Origin of the sequence: Streptococcus oralis (genome assembly GCF_026782375.1) — a bacterium.
Lineage (GTDB): Bacteria > Bacillota > Bacilli > Lactobacillales > Streptococcaceae > Streptococcus > Streptococcus oralis_CL.
The window spans coordinates 101,102-118,840 of sequence record NZ_JAKUWJ010000003.1; the positions used below are offsets into that span (position 1 = coordinate 101,102).

The window sequence follows — 17,739 nt, forward strand, 5'->3', positions numbered from 1 at the left end:
TTTTTATAGAAATTAAAATACTAAAAATTTCATGTTGTATTCGTTCTGCCCTTATAAATAACTTACTATTCTAACAGAACTCTAACTTAGTATATCCTAGTTAATCACGTCTTCTAAGTGGTAATGCTAGACCAATTCCACTAAGTATAGTTCCTAGAACTACCATCAACATATTTTCAGTTGAACCTGTATTTGGTAAAGTCGTATTGACACCATATTTAGGTTTGTTTCCAACATAGATATAAGCTGGATTACTTAGAGCAGTTCTAAGTTTATCTGTTACCAGTTTATGTTCTATATTTGATACCTTAGAATCATGTCTATGGTTCAATGATTCTTGAGGTTTATTATATACCTTCTGATAAGCAAGTAGAACAGCCTCGTACTGAGCCTTGGCATCCAATTGGTTTTGGAGGAGAGCATTTAGTTTAGCTTGTTCTGCTTCAAGAGTTTGAAGAGCTAGGCGGTGAGCCTCAAGAGCTTTTTCGTACTCATCTTTTGCGACTTCGTAGTTTTCAGAAGCGTGGACTAGGCTATCAAGGAGTTTTTCCAACTCTTTAATGCTGTCTTCGATTTTAGCAATCTCTGCACGAACAGCTTTTTCTTGAGCTTTCAAGTCGTCTAGTTTAGCTTGAATAGTTGCTAGAACTTTTTCCTCTTCGGCTTGTTTTGCTTTGAGTTCTTCAAGAACTTTCTCTTCTTGTGCAAGTTCAGCTTGCACATTGTCCAAAGCTTCTTGTTTAGTCTTCACATCAGCAGTTAGATTTTCAACTGCCAATTTAGCATCTGACAAGCGTTTTTCTGCAAGAGACTCAGCTTCAAGAGCTTGGTCATAAGCTTTTTGAGCATCAGGAGTTAAGTCCTTAGTTGCCTCCAACTCTGCAATCACTTTGCGAGTAGCTGTAAGCTCATCCTCAGCTTTTTGATAAGTAGCTTGTGCGACTTCCAATTCAACTTGTGTCGCTTTCGCAAGAGCTTCAGCTTCTTCAAGTTTTTGAATAGCATCTGCCAAAGCTTGGCGTTTTTCTTGCAATCCTGCGTTTAGGTTCTTAACGGCTGTTTCCGCATTTTCCAAGCGAGTTTGAGCAGCCTTGTACTCTACTGTTGCATGGTCAAATTTAGCTTGTGCATCAGGTGTCAAATCCTTAATGGCGAGGAGTGAAGTAAGAGCGTTTTGGATGTTTGAAAGCTTACTTGTTGCTTTAGTATGTACTTTTTCTGCATCAACTTTCTTAGCTTGAGCAGTATCGTTAGCTTTTTCAGCGTCTTCAAGTGCTTTGATAGCATCAGCCAAAGCTTGGCGTTTCACTGCAAGGTCAGCGTTTAGGTTTTTAACGGCTGTTTCTGCATTTTCCAAACGAGTTTTAGCTGTATTGTAGGCTAGTTCTGCTTGGTCAAATGTAACTTGAGCTTCAGGAGTCAACTCTTTAATCGCATTTGCTTTATAAAGAGCATCTTTTGCGACATCAAGTGCTTTAGAAGCATTGTTCTTAACAGAAGTTGCTTCTTTGAGATTAGCTTGTGCATCCTTGTCAGTTTGTTCTGCTTGGCGCAATTCTGCCTTAGCTGTATTTAGAGCATCACTATTTGTGTTGATCTCGTTATTAAGGTCAGTCAAAGCTTTCTCAGCAGTTGCAAGTCGTTTTTCAGCGGCTTGATGTTCTGCTTTAGCAGTATCAAACTTAGCTTGAGCATCAGGAGTTAAGTCTTTAATGGCTTTTGTACGTTTGATAGCATCTTTAATGCTATTTAGTTTATCAAGAGCATTATCATGTGCAGTAGTTGCTTTTTCAAGAGTTTCTTGTGCAACTTTATTTGCGACAGTTGCTTTAGATAAAGCTTTTTCTGCTTCTTTGTGAGTAGCACGCTTAGTTTCAATTTCTTTTGTAAGATTTTTATAAGCAGTGCTTGCGTTTGTATTGCGCAATGTAGCTTTGCTTAATTCTGACTTAGCAGCATCAAGAACACGCTCTGCATTAGGAGTCAAGTCTTGTGTATTCAACAAGGTATTGAGACGACTTGTAGTTGTTTCAAGTTCAGATTTTGCAGTTTCGTCTGCATCTTTAGCAGCACTTAAACGACGTTGGGCATTGTTGTGAGTGGCAAGGGCAGAAGTTTGAGTTCTCTTAGCTTGCACCAAGTCTTCTTCCATCTTGCTGGTGTCAAATGGAGTAGGGAGTGGTTTGGCAATACCGTTTTGGTAATATTCATCCACATAAGTTTCTGTTTTTTGACCTGTTTCTGGGTCTCGTTCGATGATAATACGAGCGTTTTTCCCTGCAAATTTAACGAAGTGCATCCGACCTGTGTTATCTTTCGTGTAGCTAATGTTACCACCAACTGCACTTTGGATGGTTGGCTGAACACGCCCCACCATTCCTTTCATGTGTCCAAAATTAGCATGAATATCGTTGGTCATAAAGGCGATTACTGAGTCATAAACCTCACGGTAAAGTTGAGACATAGTGGCTTTATGAGTTTTTTCAGTATCAATCGCTTTTTCTAAAGGAGAAGTGCTACTTAATGTATTTGTATAATTCATTACTTCGCCATTAAAACGAATACCATCTACTCCGTGATTATTTAAAGCGGTGTCGCTATGTCCACTATTGTATGGTTTATTTTCTTTGGCATAATTTTGAGTAATCTTCTTAATGCCTTGAATGGACTCTTTGGTAACAACAAAATTGTGCGTTCCCCAAACTTGGTCTTGGAGATTGTTTGCAAGAAGAACGTAATAGTGACTTAACGCCTTAATTTGTTCGTCTGTTGGATTGTCAAGATTTACAACTGTATCATCAATCGGCAGAACAATGTTTTTGTTTGCCCAACCTTTAAAGACAGTTGTTTGCATGTTGTCAGACCATTCAAATTGGCGAGTACCAAAGTCATACTTACCCCCCTTGTACCAAGCTTGAATAGCATTGTTCAAAGCGTGTTTATTAGCTTCACTAGCATCATTCAAGTAAGTTTTGTATGCTGCAATGACATTTTGTGGCAATTGAGGAATGGTCAAGTTCTTGATCGCAGAGATTTGTTTTTCAAGCGTATCAACAGCTTTATCTGCTTTATTCTTAGCATTTTCAGCATTTTCAGCGGCAGTTGTTGCGTCAAGCAACTCTTGAGCAGTTGCACGCTTGGTATCTTCTTGTTGACCTTTTAGAGTTCGTAACTCTTGGATGTCAGAGCGTTTTTGAGCATCTGTATTTTTTGCATCTTCTAATTTACGTTCAGCATCCTCTTTTTTTGTTTGCTTAGTTGCTAAGTCAGTTTTAGCATTATCGCGTTCGTTTGTAACACCTTCTAAGCGACTTTCAGATGAAGCAAGACTGTCTTTTGCCTCTTTTTCATCTGCGATAGCTTGTGTTAGCTTCGTTGAAGCAAGATTTGCGCCACCTTGGGCTTTTGTTTTAGCTTTTTTAGTTGTAGCTTCTTCATCTTCAGCTTGAGTTTTTGCTTCATTTAACAATTCAAGTTGTTCAGCTTTTTGAGCATCTGCACGTTTAGCATCTGCCAAAGTACCAGTAGCGCTTGCAAGAGTTGCTTCTTTCGCTTTTAGGTCAACTTTAGCATCATTAAGTTCTTTTGTAGCGCCAGCCACTTTTCCTTTAGAAGCATCCAAAGTTTCCTGAGCTGTTTTTTCAGCTTTTTTCTTATTCTTCAAATCATCAGAAGCTTGGTTTGCGGCAGTTTGAGCATCAAGCAAGTCGCTTTCTGCTTGTTTAAATGTAGCAGTAGTTTGGTTTAGCTTAGTTGTAGCCTCAGCAATTTTTTCTGCACGTTTAGCATCCGCACGTTTAGCATTGTCCAAGTTTGTAGTAGCATCTTCAAACTCTGATTTTTTAGTTACTAAGTCAGACTTGGCATTGTTACGCTCATCTAGGATGGCTTTTGTGCCAGTTCCATCAAGAACAGCTTGGGCGTTGTCCTTGTTTTGTTGGGCTACACCAAGTTTAGAAGAAGTTTCATTTGCTTCATCAGTCGCATCTTGAAGATTTTTTGCAGTAGAAGCGCTTGTGCGTTCGGCATCTGCTTTCGCTTCATCTAACTCAGCAATATCCTCCGCCTTTTTAGCGTCAGTCTTTTTAGCATCATCTAAAACTTTAGTAGCGTCTGCAAGAGTCGCTTCTTTAGTCGCCAAATCAGCTTTTGCGTTTTTACGCTCATCTAAGATAGCTGTTGTTCCTGTTCCGTCAAGAACAGCTTGGGCGTTATCCTTGTTTTGTTGAGCGACATTACGTTTAGATGTAGCTTCGTTGTTAGCTTTAGTTGCGTTTGAAAGAGCATCAGTCGCTTTGTCAAAAGCATTCTTTTGTCCTACTTCAAGCTCTTTTGCATCATCCAGTTTGCGAGCTTTTTTTGCATCCGCATCTTGTGATTGTTCAAGAGCTTTCTTAGCATCTTTCACGATAGCTTTTTTAGTTTCTAGGTCTTTCTTAGCATCTTTTTCTTCTTTGATAACCTTCTCAGCGCCAGTTCCATTTAGGACATCTTGAGCGTTCTGAACTTTCTTTTCTGCACCAGAAACCTTTTTAGCTTGATTGTTTGTAGCTTCCGTAGCATCTTTAACAACAGCTTCTTGTGCATTTTTCTTTTCTTGCAATTGATTTTGTTGTTCTTTCAAAGAATCAATTTTTTCTGTGTGTGTCGTTACTTCTTTCTTAGAAGCGTCAATCGCATTTTTTGTTCCTTCGATTGCTTCAGGAGTTGCAGCCTTTTTCTTTTGTTTAGCTTGTTCAAGAGCTTGTTTAGCAGAGCTTTCTGCCCCCGAAGTTGTAGTTTCTTGTTTTTTAGCATCTTCAACAACAGGAGTTTGAGCTTCCACCGCTTGGTCAGCTTGGTCTTTAATTTCTTTTGCTTGTCCAACAACTTCTTGAGTTGGAGTCTTAGTTACAAGAGCAGTTCCGTTTGAAACCTCAACACCCTCGACTTGAGTGATAGAAGTTGTAGGCGAATTTTGTATATGTTTTTCTTCAGCTACTGTATTGTCTGTCGGTTTTACATCAACCTGTTCATCTGCTTTTACAGATAGGGTTGAAAAACTTGTTAAAGCAACTCCTGCCGCTAAAGCAAGAGTTATTTTTTATTCTTTTTGCTTTTTCTTGATTTCATTTTTACCCACATAAAATTTGAAGCGTATATGCCCCAAATCCAAGCCCTTCTTATAATATTACAAACGCTCTCATTATACCATTTTTATTTACTATTATAAATAATAACGTATATTTTGAATACTATTGTTTATATAAATATCAACAAAAAATATATACAATAATTAAAAGGAGAATTTGTAAATGAAGATTGGAGAATTAGTCAGGGAATATCGACTAAGTAAAAAGCTAACTCAACAAGAGCTTGCCGAAAAAAGTGATCTTAGCTTACCTTTTATTAATCTAATTGAAAACAATAGAAGAAACTTATCTGTCGATACTCTACTAAAAATTTTATCTGCTATGGATATAGATCCATCTGATTTTTTTAGACCATTTTCTGAAACTTCAGATGATAATCTTCAACTTTTAATCGAAAAAATTCAACTAAATAAAAATCGTACTGAAATTATTGATCTTTTTCTCAACATCCTAAATTTAAATGAAAAATAAAAAAATTTTTTTAAAAATAAATAAAGTAGATAAAAACTTACTTTTTCCTTCAAAACCTTGTCACATCAATAAAAGATCGTACTGAAAGTATTGATTTCTTTCTTAACATTCTTGTTCTAAACTAAAAAAATTAAATTAGGTAAGAGCCTACTTTTTTTCTTCAAAACCTTGTCACGACGCGTTTTTGAAGCACTCTTAATTGAGTGTTTTTTTTTGGGGGGCGTTTTTTGCATGATTTATGGCATACTAACCAATATAAGAAAGAAGGAGGTTTAATTTTAAAGAAAATTACATTTTAGAAGTACATCTTCATTACAGATTTAACAACAAGGAGGAATATACATGGTAAGAAGATATAAAAAAAGTAAACGAGAAAGAGAAGCAGCTAAGAAACGTCATTTAACCCCTGCAGAAAGAAGAAAAAAGGAAAAGCATAAGAAAAATAGAGAACTCAGACAGAGAAAATTACTAGAACTACAGCAAAAAAATGAAAAAAATATAAAATCTTGTTTCTCAGTTACCCCAGCTTATTGGGGGATTGATAACTGTACAGTCTCAATTTTTAGCCCAAAAGTAACTTATGATCCTAACGTTTTTGATGAACAAATCTTTAAAGAAACAGTTTCTCTAAATTATAATTCAGAAGGAGAATTAGATAAGATCACTATTCAATCAGAAGATTTAGGAAAAGTAACAATTAGTCTTAAAGAAGAAGATTACAAAAAGAAATTTGCTGCAATACAACTTAACGGTCCTTCTCCCAATTTTCAAACTACAGGCATTAATGGGATTAAATTAAGGTTACTAGAGGTATTACATAAGTTAGAAAGAGATTATAAGATTAAAATCAAATATAATCCGGATTATGTTAGGTTTAAGAAGATTGAATTAGCATTCACAATTGCTTTTGATAAATTGCCATCTTTACAAACTCGTCAATTATTAATAAGGTCACTTGCAAAAGAAAAGAAAGCAGATTTAAAAAACCATAGAACAAGTAAAAATGCAGATGGTTTTTCAATGATAACGAGTAAAATTAATCAAAAAGAAATACACACTTTTTATAATAAAATTGAAAAAGCAAAAAAGAACAAACAAATCCGTAAAATAAATTCATCATTAAATAATCTAGAAATCTTCAGATATGAAATCGAATTAACGGATAATAATATAGCTAATAAATTAGATTCCCATTTCTTAACAGAATTAACTGATGAAAAGATTATTCAATATTTGGAATCTATCTTGTCTTTAGCTATCTTTGAATATGTAGAAATCCTCGAGAAATCAATTAGTTCGTGCAATAGGAAGTTAAAGAGGATTTATAGGGAATGTAAGCCTCAAGATTATATGACGGTATTTTTACTCTTTGTTATTGATCAGTTATCAAATACTACAGTATCTGATTTAATTGATGAAGAAATCATTACATTTCTTCCATTAGAATTTTTAAAAACAAATAGGGGTACAACTAAAAGAAGAATCCTAGAAAGGCTCCAATCCCACGAAGTAAATACGGAAACAAAACATGCATTAGGAAAAATGACTAGTTGGCATGTTTTAGAAATAATAAGAGTAATGTTCCATTCACTGGAAGAAGCAAAAAATATGGTTTAGGTACTCGTATAAACCCTTCCACAACTTCTTATAAAACTTTACCACTAAAAACATACTCTTTAGAAGAACGAAATAAGATCTTCAATAACACAATTAAAAAAAATACAAAAGAAAAACTTGAAGATAAAATGTTAAAACTGATCTTAAAAAGATTAAGAGATGGAATAAAAATTTAGCAGCTATTTTAATAGCAAATTTATTCTTCAATGTCAAAAAACGTTGATATATCAAAGGGCATATATAAATATGTACCGCGACTGCTATTCGAATATTTTCAAAAGGATAAGGATATGAAAGTTACTTTAAGTAAAAATAAAAAAGAGCTTGTTTCCAAACTTTGGTCGGTGTCAGAAACAAACTCAAAATATACTAGTAATAATATCTATTACCTTCTTCTATTATCGCAATAAAATTTAGAAATTTCAAGAGGATTATATCCCAGTTTTTATAGTAGGGAAGCAATCTATACATTCTATAAATAGAAAACAGAGAATGTACTTGATAATAGTTACTTACTAATGCTTCTATAAAAATATTAATAGAAAGAAATAAACGGAACTATTTATGAATTTATTTATTCCAGACGAAGTGATTCGGCATTTTCAATTACTAATATCAGATACTGTTAAGAAAGAACTGGATAAATTTTTAGATATTAATGAAAATACCAATCAACTTTTAAATAAAAAGCAGACTTGTGAGTACTTGAATATAACAAACAATACTTTAGACAAGTGGATTAAGCAAGGATTGCCTTGCATTAAGGTTGGTAAAACTATTCGCTTTAGCAAATCTGAAATCAATCTCTGGTTACAAAATCAGTAGTATTTCTACCGTGGTTTGTTATAATGAAATCACGGTATTTTTCTAGCTCAATTACAAAGGAGAATACTATGTCAATTTCAAAAACTAAAAATGGAACTTATCGCTTACGTATCTACATTCCTGAGGAAGTCAAGTCTTCACTAGGTGTTGATAAGAAAGTGATTGAAAAACGGTTCAAAACAAAGAGTGAAGCAAAAAGATACGAACTAGAACTTCAAAATAAGATTGATAAAATTCTTAGTGGAGGATCTGCTTCATTGGAGAATAGCGGTTCTATCCTCTTTTCAGATTTCTATCAAAACGTTTGGTGGGAATCCTACAAAGCAGGTCAGACAACTTCTACTGCTAAACCACCTTCTCAAGCAACTATAGTTGGAACAGAAATTGCTTTTAGAAAACACATCTTACCCTTACTTGGGAATTATTCAATAGAGTTTCTTAACCAAAATAAACAAGTTGTTTTAAATCTCTTAACTCAAAAAGCCGAGGAATATGCAAATTTCAAAGTTATCAGGAGCTACGTTAACTCTATCTTTGACTGGGCAGAAGAATTAGAGTATATCGAAACTAATCGCCTATCAAAAACGATAAGCCGTATCAAAGCCACTAAGAAAATCAAGCTACAGGAATCTAAAAAAGATGAAGATTTATATCTATCTCAAGAAGAACTTCAAGCATGGTTTACAGCATTTGAAAAGGATTTAGAGACTAAAAAAATTCTGTTCAAAGACTATGTTTTGTTCTATACTACCTTCTTTTTGGGAGATAGAAAATCAGAGAGCTATGCTTTGCAATGGAAGCATATTAATACAAAGGAACAGGAAATTCAGTTAGTACAAGCTTTGGATAAATACAAAAATCCAAAGTCTACCAAAGGAAACAAGAAGACAACTTTTCGAATTCCTAATGAGTTAACTGACTTGCTTCAGGAATGGAAAAAACAATAAAAAATTGAACTGGCTAAATTCAATATTATCCAAACTCCAGAACAGTATGTGTTTACGTACATTGATACAAAGGGGAATGTAAACAGTTGTCTCCATACTGACTATCTCAACAACAAGATGAAATCTGTTAAACGTCGTCATCCAGAACTTGCACATGCAACCCCTCATAAATTACGACATACAGGAGCCACGCTCGCTAAGAAAGCTGGAACCTCTATGGAAGCTATTTCTGAAGCACTCACTCACAGTGATACGATTACAACTAAGACTTATGTCAACACTTCAAATGTAATTCCAATGGCTGTTGGAGAAATTGCCTTTCGTAATCTTAAAAAATAATGGTGTGAATTTGGTGTGAAAAGTGGTGTGAATTTTGCTAAAAATATTCAAAAAAACACCCCATGGTGTGAACCATGAAGTATTTCGAAACGTTGATATAATCGTATTGATTAACGTTTTGAGAATTGTGAAGCTTTACGAGCTTTCTTAAGACCTGGTTGGGGCATCACTTATTTTATCCAATTTCAAAATGCTTTAAAATCAACTTTTTCACGAATTTCAAAAAGATAAAATTTCAACTAATTTTAATCAATTTCATCAAAATAAGGTAAACTTTCAATCAAAACAAGCTAAAATCGAACCAGAATATCAAAAGTTTACCTTATTTAATTTTCACAAAAATGAAATGATGAAGCTTCTTTCTATAATGTTATTATTCCTAAAAATACTAGAAATAGTATAATCTTTTCTAGTATTTGTGGAATCCAAAACGCAGGACTTCCAATCCTGCGTTTTTATTATTCTGATTTGAAAAGATGCACTAGTACCAATTCATCAAATGAAATAAATTCTATTTGTTGATACATTCCTATCAAATTTTTAACCCCCTCCGCTTTAGCTAATCCGACTGGTATATAATCCCCCATATCGATAAAACAGAGTATCTTAGATAAAATAAACTGTTTAATATTTAAATCAGTTAGAAGTAAAAAATCAGCTTTCACTTTCAGCAATAGTCTATCTATTGATTCAGACCATTTTTCAAAATAATCCACTATTGAAATTTCTCCCTCATTTAGGCTATTGAGGTATATTTTATTCTGCTTATTGCTAGTCTCATTTTTTCTTAATTCCGAAACTGAAATAAGGGGTTCTATAGCTGTTGTTTTTTCTTGCAACACACTATAGCTTCTTTTCAAATTACTAAAGGGTAAGGAGTAATGTTGACCATAATCCCTCAATAATTTTAACATTTTTATTTCATCTAATTTTTCAAAATTTAAAACTTCTTTCTTCAAATCAAAGCGGTTTTCCTGCTTACAATACGATTTAATATTGTCAATAAATATCCTTCCAAACATAATATTTTGCATAAATAGATACTTGCAATCTCGATATATATCATTTAATTTATTAGTATCATAATCATCGATATTCTCAATGTATTCTTTTATCAATTCTTCTGACTTCTTATAATTTCGATAACAATCAAAAATATTAGTATATTTTTTTAAAGAGATATTGTATTCCTTAAAATCTTGAAATTCATTCTCATCGATTTTTAATAAAAAATTTCTATCATAATTTGAAACAAAATAACTATACAACTTAACCCTCAATTATTTTCAGTCTCTCGGTCCCATAAAGCGGTCACCATTTAAATGTATCACATACTATGGCAATTCAGATAACCAAACCTTTGTTTTCCAAGCAATACTATTCGCAAACTTTTTATAAGTTTTAAAATCTTGAAATCCTGTTATATAAATATTTCCAGCATCACAATCTTTAGTTATTTCCTCTATGGGGCATCACTTATTTCATATAATTTTAAAATGCTTTAAAATCAACGTTTTATCGAGTTTTTAAAAGATGAAATTTCAGCTAATTTCAATCAACTTCATCAAAATAAGGTAAATTTTCATTCAAAATACGATAAAATCGAACCAGAATATCAAAAGTTTACCTTATTTGTCCTAGAAATCCAAAAGACGAAAAATGACCTGTCTTTTGGATTTATTTTTTTATTTTACCTGCTAATTCTATTTGAAGGAATGGTTTAATTGAACCAAGAATAATTGCTGTGGCCTTCTTATTCTGTTTATCAGTTCTTGTTCTCTTATTAAACATATCAAGCATGAATCTATAATCATTTTCAGGATTATAATTATTCCATTGATTTGGCTCAAACGCTCCGATATCCAACAAATATCGTAATAGTTTACGACTAAAAAATTCAGATGATAACTGAAGATACTGATTATCCTCTACAGCATGCAATAACTTAAACAATTGCTCTCTAACATCTACTAGATGTTTCAAATCATCACGCTCAAACTTCTTAATGCAGGAACTACCAATAGGGTATAGCTCATTCCCATTCAGTTGGTTTTTAATTGTAAAAAGGTAACGAAGATGCTCTTTACCACATATACATGACTCCTCCAAACGCTCATCTTCTTCAACATCTACAATTTCCCACTCTGTAACAGCATCCTCCCAATATTCCGACTCGGAATTATCCATCACATCCTTAATAAGAGTTTGAAAATAATTACTTCTGTCTATCATATGACTTAACTCCTTCCCAACATTTCATTCATTACTACAAGTGATTATTCATATCTATCATGTACAAGTTCCTTGAATCCCTTGCCCACTAAAAATGCATTACATTTTCCAACATCCCAATTCCCTGTTGAACAAATAAATAGTTCATAAAGAAATTCTTGTTCATTTCCTAAACGAAGCACTTTGCCCGATAGTTCAACTAACTTCTTACTAACAACGGGGGGTAATTTCATCGCAACACAAATTGCAATAACACTTTCAAGTTTAGGTTCTGTTTTCCCATTTCTTAAATTAGAGATTGCCTTCAAACCTAGATAACTCGTATCAGCCAATTCCTGATTCCTAACATCACGCCATTTCATCACCTCAGTCAAAGCAGAACCAAAACTATTTAACCCTTGTAGTTTTAACATGATTTCCATTGTATCAGCTACGTGGGCATCGACTTTCTCAAGCCACTCATTCTTATCTTCAGGATAGCTAATAGTGAATTGAATATCAGAATCTGCATCTCTGTTAAGTAATAAAGTTAAAGAGGTGGAACTTCCTGATTGAGTTCTTGAAACAATATCAAATACTACACAACATTCTTCCATATGATGTCTTGCATAATCTGTTAAAAAAGGATTGCCTGCAAGGTCATATGAAACAAACTTATTATCATTTATGCAAAGATGGGATTCTACATAAATCAATGCTCCAGTTTCAACAAGACTCTTTAAGTTTGGTTGTGCTAACAATTGCAAACCAAGTTGAATTAAGTTTATTGAGAAAGTCTGAGTATTTTCTAAATAACCATCTTTCCATTTGTGAGTTGGAACATATTTATCATCAATATAAATGAATGCCCCCTTCACTACATCAAATCCACATTCTGCCAATCTAACTTTAGCAGAAAGACGTGATACGCCAAAGAACAACACTAGTTCATCAATCCATTTTTCAACAATATCAAGTTCATCTTTCGTTTCACTAAGTTCAATGAGTCTTTTATGTCTCACTCTTGCTTCTTGGATGAACATCCCCTTAGGCATCAGTATTTTGGGAGCAATAGATTCAGCATGCCATTCCATCCACCCGAGAATATCTGACAAATTCTGTTCTCCGACATTACTAGTAGTAGATAGAACTGATAACTTTTCTTTCTTTGCTCGAGCCAATTCCAGAGCATATCGATGTAGTTCCCAATGAACACATTCATGAAGTATTGTATTTCTTACAACTCCAATATTTCGTAGTTGAAGAAGTTTTGCCTCAATGACTATTGTCCCTGCAGAAATTCCTTTTTCAGGTACATCTTGAAAATAGACTTGACCAAAAATTGAAGCATCTTTGGTAATGCTTTCATATTTTATTTGTAGCCCCATTTGTTGGGCTATAGTTTCAGGTTCAATTCTAGTTGGGGTCAGTAAAGCATCTGGTTCATATTTCTTCAATATCGCTTCAGCAAATTTATCCAAATCGTCTTTCCAAATAAAAGGAATAAGCTTATCCGAAAGAGGTTTCTCAAAAATGCTATAAGTTCCTTTTTCGTAAGAATCAACCTTCTTGATTCTAAAATTTTTGATTCCTGTATCAGGCTTCCCAATACATGATATACGAAGCCAACGATTTTTTTCATAAGATGAATCACGATTATAGTTATACCCGAAAACAGTTGCATAGACATTGGTTAGAATATCTATGTCAATTTCATTATCTTCACGCTTTCCAGCATAAACATACATCACTTCAATATCTGTGACTTCAACTTCGTCATCATCATTGTCGATGACCCCTAAATCTTCAAGATGCTCTAAGAAGTATTCTTCACTTGCTTTATAAATATCATTGTAGAAAGTGTTTTTAATATAACTAGTAAAAGAAATCAAATTTCCTCCTAAAATCCAAACAATTCATCAATTGGATGCCATTCTGACATATTATCTTTCCATTCACCCTCGTTTAAATATCGAAGAGTTCCAGCGATATCACGAATAAAGGCTCCTTTTAAACCATGTTTATCAAGGTACGTTTTTAATGTTTCATATTTCAACGGTGCATACTTATCAATATTTTTATCTTTACCCTTGGCATTCTCTCCACCCTTGGTTTCAATGATATAGACATCACCATTCTTCATTTTTACAATGTAATCAGGATAGAAATGATGAGAAGAGCTTGCTGTATTATAAACCAATGAGAAGTATTCAGTCCCTTTATCACCATTCTTATAAACAAACTCAACTACATCCTTATGTTGTTCGATATAGTCCTCAAATAAGCGCTCTGCTTCGCTACCTTTAATAATCCTACTCTCATAACCATCATACACATTTGTTTCTACAATATTTTTTTCCAGATTAGGATTGTATAAATAGCGGTCGTTCATTGGTATATAAAAATCATTTTCTTGAATTTCTACAAGTCCCATACTGACTATTGGGTAAATGTCTACTTTTCTAAACACTTCACGAAGTTCTCGCCAATTATTCAAAATAAAAGCTGTCCACTCGTTCGGTTTCAATTTTAAGAGTCTATGTTTATTTGAGCTTGGACTTTTATAATCCATAAAAAAGCGTTTTAATAAAGCTTCAACCTGTCTTACTTGCAAATGAGTGACACGGTCAAGTTCATGATAAGCATGGAGTAAATCCAGTCGATTTGCATTATAATCTGCCTCAACTCTTCTTTCTCTATCCTGCAAACCATCTGAATGCTTAAGCGTATCAAATCTCCCTTGTTTATAAGTATTCACAATAGAACTACCAAATTGAATTCCTTGATTCTCTAATTTTTGCTTGTTCAAATCAACATCATTGGTCAAATTCCATTCTCTAACCAATCCCTGATAAAGATTTTCACGTACGGCCTTTTCATCCTGTCCTGCATGTAAATCAAGAGCTCTCTCACTGACTAATTGAAAATCTTTGGCAATATCCTTCCGTTCTAAAGGAGGTGTCGGAATTCCTACCCCTTTTTGCCCAAACGCCCCATTTAGAAAGTCATTATCAAAGGTATAAATGTAAGAATTATCCAATACATCTACATCATAGTGACCTTTTAAGGGTTCAGGCATTCTACGAATACGACCAATCGTCTGAATAGTAAAGGTATCCCCCATTTTTTCACGTATCTTTATCAAGATTTTAGCACGAGGGGCGTCCCATCCAGTAGCGATTGCCTGTTTGATAATGAGATATTCAACCTCATTATCAAGTTCTTGAACATTGAGATAATTTCGTTTCTGTTCTGCCAACCAAATACCTAGTTTACCATCTTCGTATGTCTTATGTAACTTATTTTGAATATAATCCTCAATACGACTAACTAATTCGGGTTCAGAATCAGATTTGTCAGGTAGTTGAACCAGCACTAATGGATTTATACCTGCAATGTTATTTTCAGTGTACTCTTGTACTATCTCTTTTCGTTTTAGCTCAGCGCTTTCAAACAGCAATTCAAATTCTCTACTGATGTCAGGATTAGCATCTATAAACTCCTCAATCCCTTCATTGACAACTACTGATTTTGTAATCAAACCTGATTCGATAACTTCCTCTTCAGTAACTTCATAGAACTCTATCTTATCAGGTTCCTTCGGGTCTTCAATAGTTGCTGAAACCCTAACGGTTTTAGAAGCTTTAAAACGTGTAATGATATCTCTTGCCTTCTTAGTATCATTTCTATGTGCTTCGTCAATAACCAGAATAAAATGACGACCCAATTCAAAAGCTTTCTCAATCTTGTCTTCAAGATTTTCTCTCTCACTATCCGTCAACATAGCATTTTTATTTTTACCTACAACCGATTCATAGTTAATAAAAGTTGCGGTATCTTTGTCAAATCCTTGAAGAAGAGCATCCGCAAGTGATTGCTCCTTGACCGACGAAAAGCTTTTCGCCTTATCCTGACTTTGTTCTTCAAGTTCTCCCGCACCAGGAGTAAACCACACAAAAGCAACGTTATCATGTGTACTCGCGATATAAGTATCCATCCATTCAAGAAGTGTAATTGTTTTCCCTGAACCTGTTGGTGACTTGATAACCATTTCATCGACACCATATTCAGGAGCTGTAAATCTCAAGAGTTTATCAACTAGATTTTGTTGGAAATTTTTTAATTCAATCATGACCACATGTCCTTTCCGAAGTAATAGTTTGGAATTTCTCGTTTCGTGATATTCTTGTCACGAAGGATTCGTTCTTGTTCAGCGTCAAAGAAAATTTCAGGATGAATAAAAAGTGTAGAATTTTCTATGAAATCTGTCTCATCCATCTCATCTAACTGTTCCTCTGACAAGATGACCTCTACTTTAGGATTTGTAATATCTACTCCAAACTCCAACTCAACAAGAGGTGTAACATAGTTTAGTAATTCATATTCAAGGGTGACATCAGGGAATTCTTCTTTAACAACAAAATCTGTCTTAAAATATTTTAAATTATGAGGAAGTTCTTCTTGTATATTGTTCAAACGTTTATACGTAATTTCTTCACAAATATTATTCTCATTATTGGTGCAGAGGATATATTTCCGATTCCCACCATCCTCTTTATTGAGCTGTTCCACCGCGTGTCCTACCGAACCTGAACCAGCAAAAAAATCTAGAACTTTAATATTTTTTCCTTTATGGTAATTAATAATTTGTTTTAACATTTTGACCGGCTTCTTGCCACTATTGAATGCCACTTTCCCCTCGTGTCTAATATTTCCAAAGTCAGCACTAAAATCAAAATAATTAGGAATAGATTTATATTTCTTTGCACTACCATTTGCCAGTTCCCTATTCTTCACCAAAGGAATTCCAGAATACATCTTACTTCTAGAAGCTCCAACTTTGCTAGGGCCCACAAAATATCTATACCCTAATCCATCTTCACCAAGTCCATCAATTTTATATAGACTACCTACTCCATCTATGCTAATTCTTGGTTCAATAACGTTTTGTACCATTGTACCGTTTCCAGTTCCAGAATATATACTACCTGAGACCCACGTTTCTTTTAATAGATTCTCTGCTGGTTGTTTGTGCTTTATACTTTTCCATTCTCCTTTTTTAAAAACTGTAACTTTCCTACCTTTAATTTCAAATGTAGTTCCTTCTGTCAATTCTTTAAACTCAAAAACAAACTTATCAATAGAATAGTCTTCTTCTGGTTTATTCGCTTTAAATTTTGTCTTGTCTTTGGAATATACTAATATATACTCTAAAATAGGTTGCCAATCATTTTTTTCGTTTAAAGTTTTATCAGCATATCTAACCTGTGTATGCAAAGTAACTAATTTGTTATCTACGCCAAATATCTCATCACACAATAATTTTAATTGATTAAACTCATTATCATCAATAGAAATAAAAATAACACCCTTTTCGTTCAGAAGCTCCCTAGCAATTTTCAATCTTTTATTCATAAAACTTAGCCACTTAGAATGCCTATAACTATCGTCCTGATTTACATAATCATCATTATACTTAAAATCCTTATTTCCTGTGTTGTATGGAGGGTCAATATATATGACATCAATCTTGCCTGTATGAGTTTTCTTCAAAAGATGTAGACTATGAAGATTATCGCCCTCTAGTAGGAAATTATAGTCTTCAGAATCTGGATTTCCCACAACCTTTTTGGTTTCATCTTCAACAAAGACAGGGATTTTGGCCTTCATTTCCTCTTCAACCCACTCAGCATGTTCCTCCCAAACGAGACCATACTTCTTGGTATTAAGTAGACGAGCAAGATTTTCTAATTTATCAACATCTTCACTTCGTCTATCCTCACGAGCTTGTTTTAAAAGTTCCTGAACGTAGGTAATTGCTCCCTCCTTCTCATTCTTATGAGGACGTTCAATAAAATTTTCACGCATTAGAAAACACCTCCTTTGCATACAGAAGGTGCTTTTTTACATGCTGAAAAAAGGCAAAAACTACCTTGTTGCTTGTTGCTTGTTGCTTGTTGCTTGTTGCTTGTTGCTTGTTGCTAATGGTATCAAGTTCATAGTCTCCTTGTAAATGTTTTCAACAAGTCTATTATACCATGAACAGTTGCATAAAAAAATTTAATACATTAAAAATTAAAAAATAACCTATCAAGTCATTTTTGAAGACATTTTGAATCATGTTTTTTAGAAAATTGTTTCAAAAACCTTATCTCTTCAACTCTAATCATAGTGACTTAGCAAGTTATATATTTATA

General features: G+C 33.8%; 10 protein-coding genes and 1 pseudogene. 4 read left to right on the forward strand and 7 right to left on the reverse strand.

Translation table 11 applies throughout. The features are described 5' to 3' along the window. Window positions 1-100: 100 nt before the first annotated feature. On the reverse strand, window positions 101-4,825 hold the full coding sequence (locus MK409_RS07410; RefSeq protein ID WP_268705865.1) for an SEC10/PgrA surface exclusion domain-containing protein: 4,725 nt from the start codon (window positions 4,823-4,825) through the stop codon (window positions 101-103). Between the two features lie 469 nt (window positions 4,826-5,294). Here MK409_RS07410 and MK409_RS07415 point away from each other — a divergent pair, with 469 nt between their 5' ends. The 4 genes and pseudogenes from MK409_RS07415 (at window position 5,295) to MK409_RS07430 (ending at window position 9,331) form a co-directional block, all read left to right on the forward strand. Continuing rightward, complete coding sequence (locus tag MK409_RS07415; RefSeq protein ID WP_268705866.1) at window positions 5,295-5,603, forward strand: helix-turn-helix domain-containing protein; 309 nt, start codon at window positions 5,295-5,297, stop codon at window positions 5,601-5,603. A gap of 342 nt (window positions 5,604-5,945) precedes the next feature. Further along, window positions 5,946-7,220, forward strand: coding sequence for a hypothetical protein (locus MK409_RS07420; RefSeq protein WP_268705867.1), 1,275 nt, complete (start codon window positions 5,946-5,948; stop codon window positions 7,218-7,220). 564 nt (window positions 7,221-7,784) lie between these two features. Beyond that, the gene (locus MK409_RS07425) at window positions 7,785-8,045 is read left to right on the forward strand and encodes a helix-turn-helix domain-containing protein (protein ID WP_268705868.1); all 261 of its coding nucleotides are present in this window, start codon (window positions 7,785-7,787) and stop codon (window positions 8,043-8,045) included. Between the two features lie 68 nt (window positions 8,046-8,113). Next, window positions 8,114-9,331, forward strand: a pseudogene (locus tag MK409_RS07430) (tyrosine-type recombinase/integrase). A gap of 458 nt (window positions 9,332-9,789) precedes the next feature. Here the strand turns inward: MK409_RS07430 and MK409_RS07435 are convergent. The 6 genes from MK409_RS07435 to MK409_RS07460 form a co-directional block, all read right to left on the reverse strand. After that, window positions 9,790-10,599 (reverse strand): hypothetical protein, encoded by an 810-nt coding sequence (locus MK409_RS07435; protein ID WP_018365025.1) that lies wholly within the window; start codon window positions 10,597-10,599, stop codon window positions 9,790-9,792. Window positions 10,600-10,665: 66 nt separating this feature from the next. Further along, complete coding sequence (locus MK409_RS07440; RefSeq protein WP_326845917.1) at window positions 10,666-10,797, reverse strand: BsuBI/PstI family type II restriction endonuclease; 132 nt, start codon at window positions 10,795-10,797, stop codon at window positions 10,666-10,668. Between the two features lie 211 nt (window positions 10,798-11,008). Beyond that, window positions 11,009-11,563, reverse strand: a complete 555-nt coding sequence (locus MK409_RS07445; protein ID WP_018365024.1) for a hypothetical protein — start codon at window positions 11,561-11,563, stop codon at window positions 11,009-11,011. Between the two features lie 44 nt (window positions 11,564-11,607). Further along, the gene (locus MK409_RS07450) at window positions 11,608-13,434 is read right to left on the reverse strand and encodes an ImmA/IrrE family metallo-endopeptidase (RefSeq protein WP_268705869.1); all 1,827 of its coding nucleotides are present in this window, start codon (window positions 13,432-13,434) and stop codon (window positions 11,608-11,610) included. Between the two features lie 8 nt (window positions 13,435-13,442). Next, on the reverse strand, window positions 13,443-15,674 hold the full coding sequence (locus MK409_RS07455) for a DEAD/DEAH box helicase family protein (RefSeq protein WP_268705870.1): 2,232 nt from the start codon (window positions 15,672-15,674) through the stop codon (window positions 13,443-13,445). Further along, entirely contained in the window at window positions 15,671-17,410 is a 1,740-nt protein-coding gene (locus tag MK409_RS07460) for a site-specific DNA-methyltransferase (RefSeq protein WP_268705871.1), read from the reverse strand. The genes MK409_RS07455 and MK409_RS07460 overlap by 4 nt, the downstream gene beginning before the upstream one ends. Window positions 17,411-17,739: the final 329 nt, after the last annotated feature.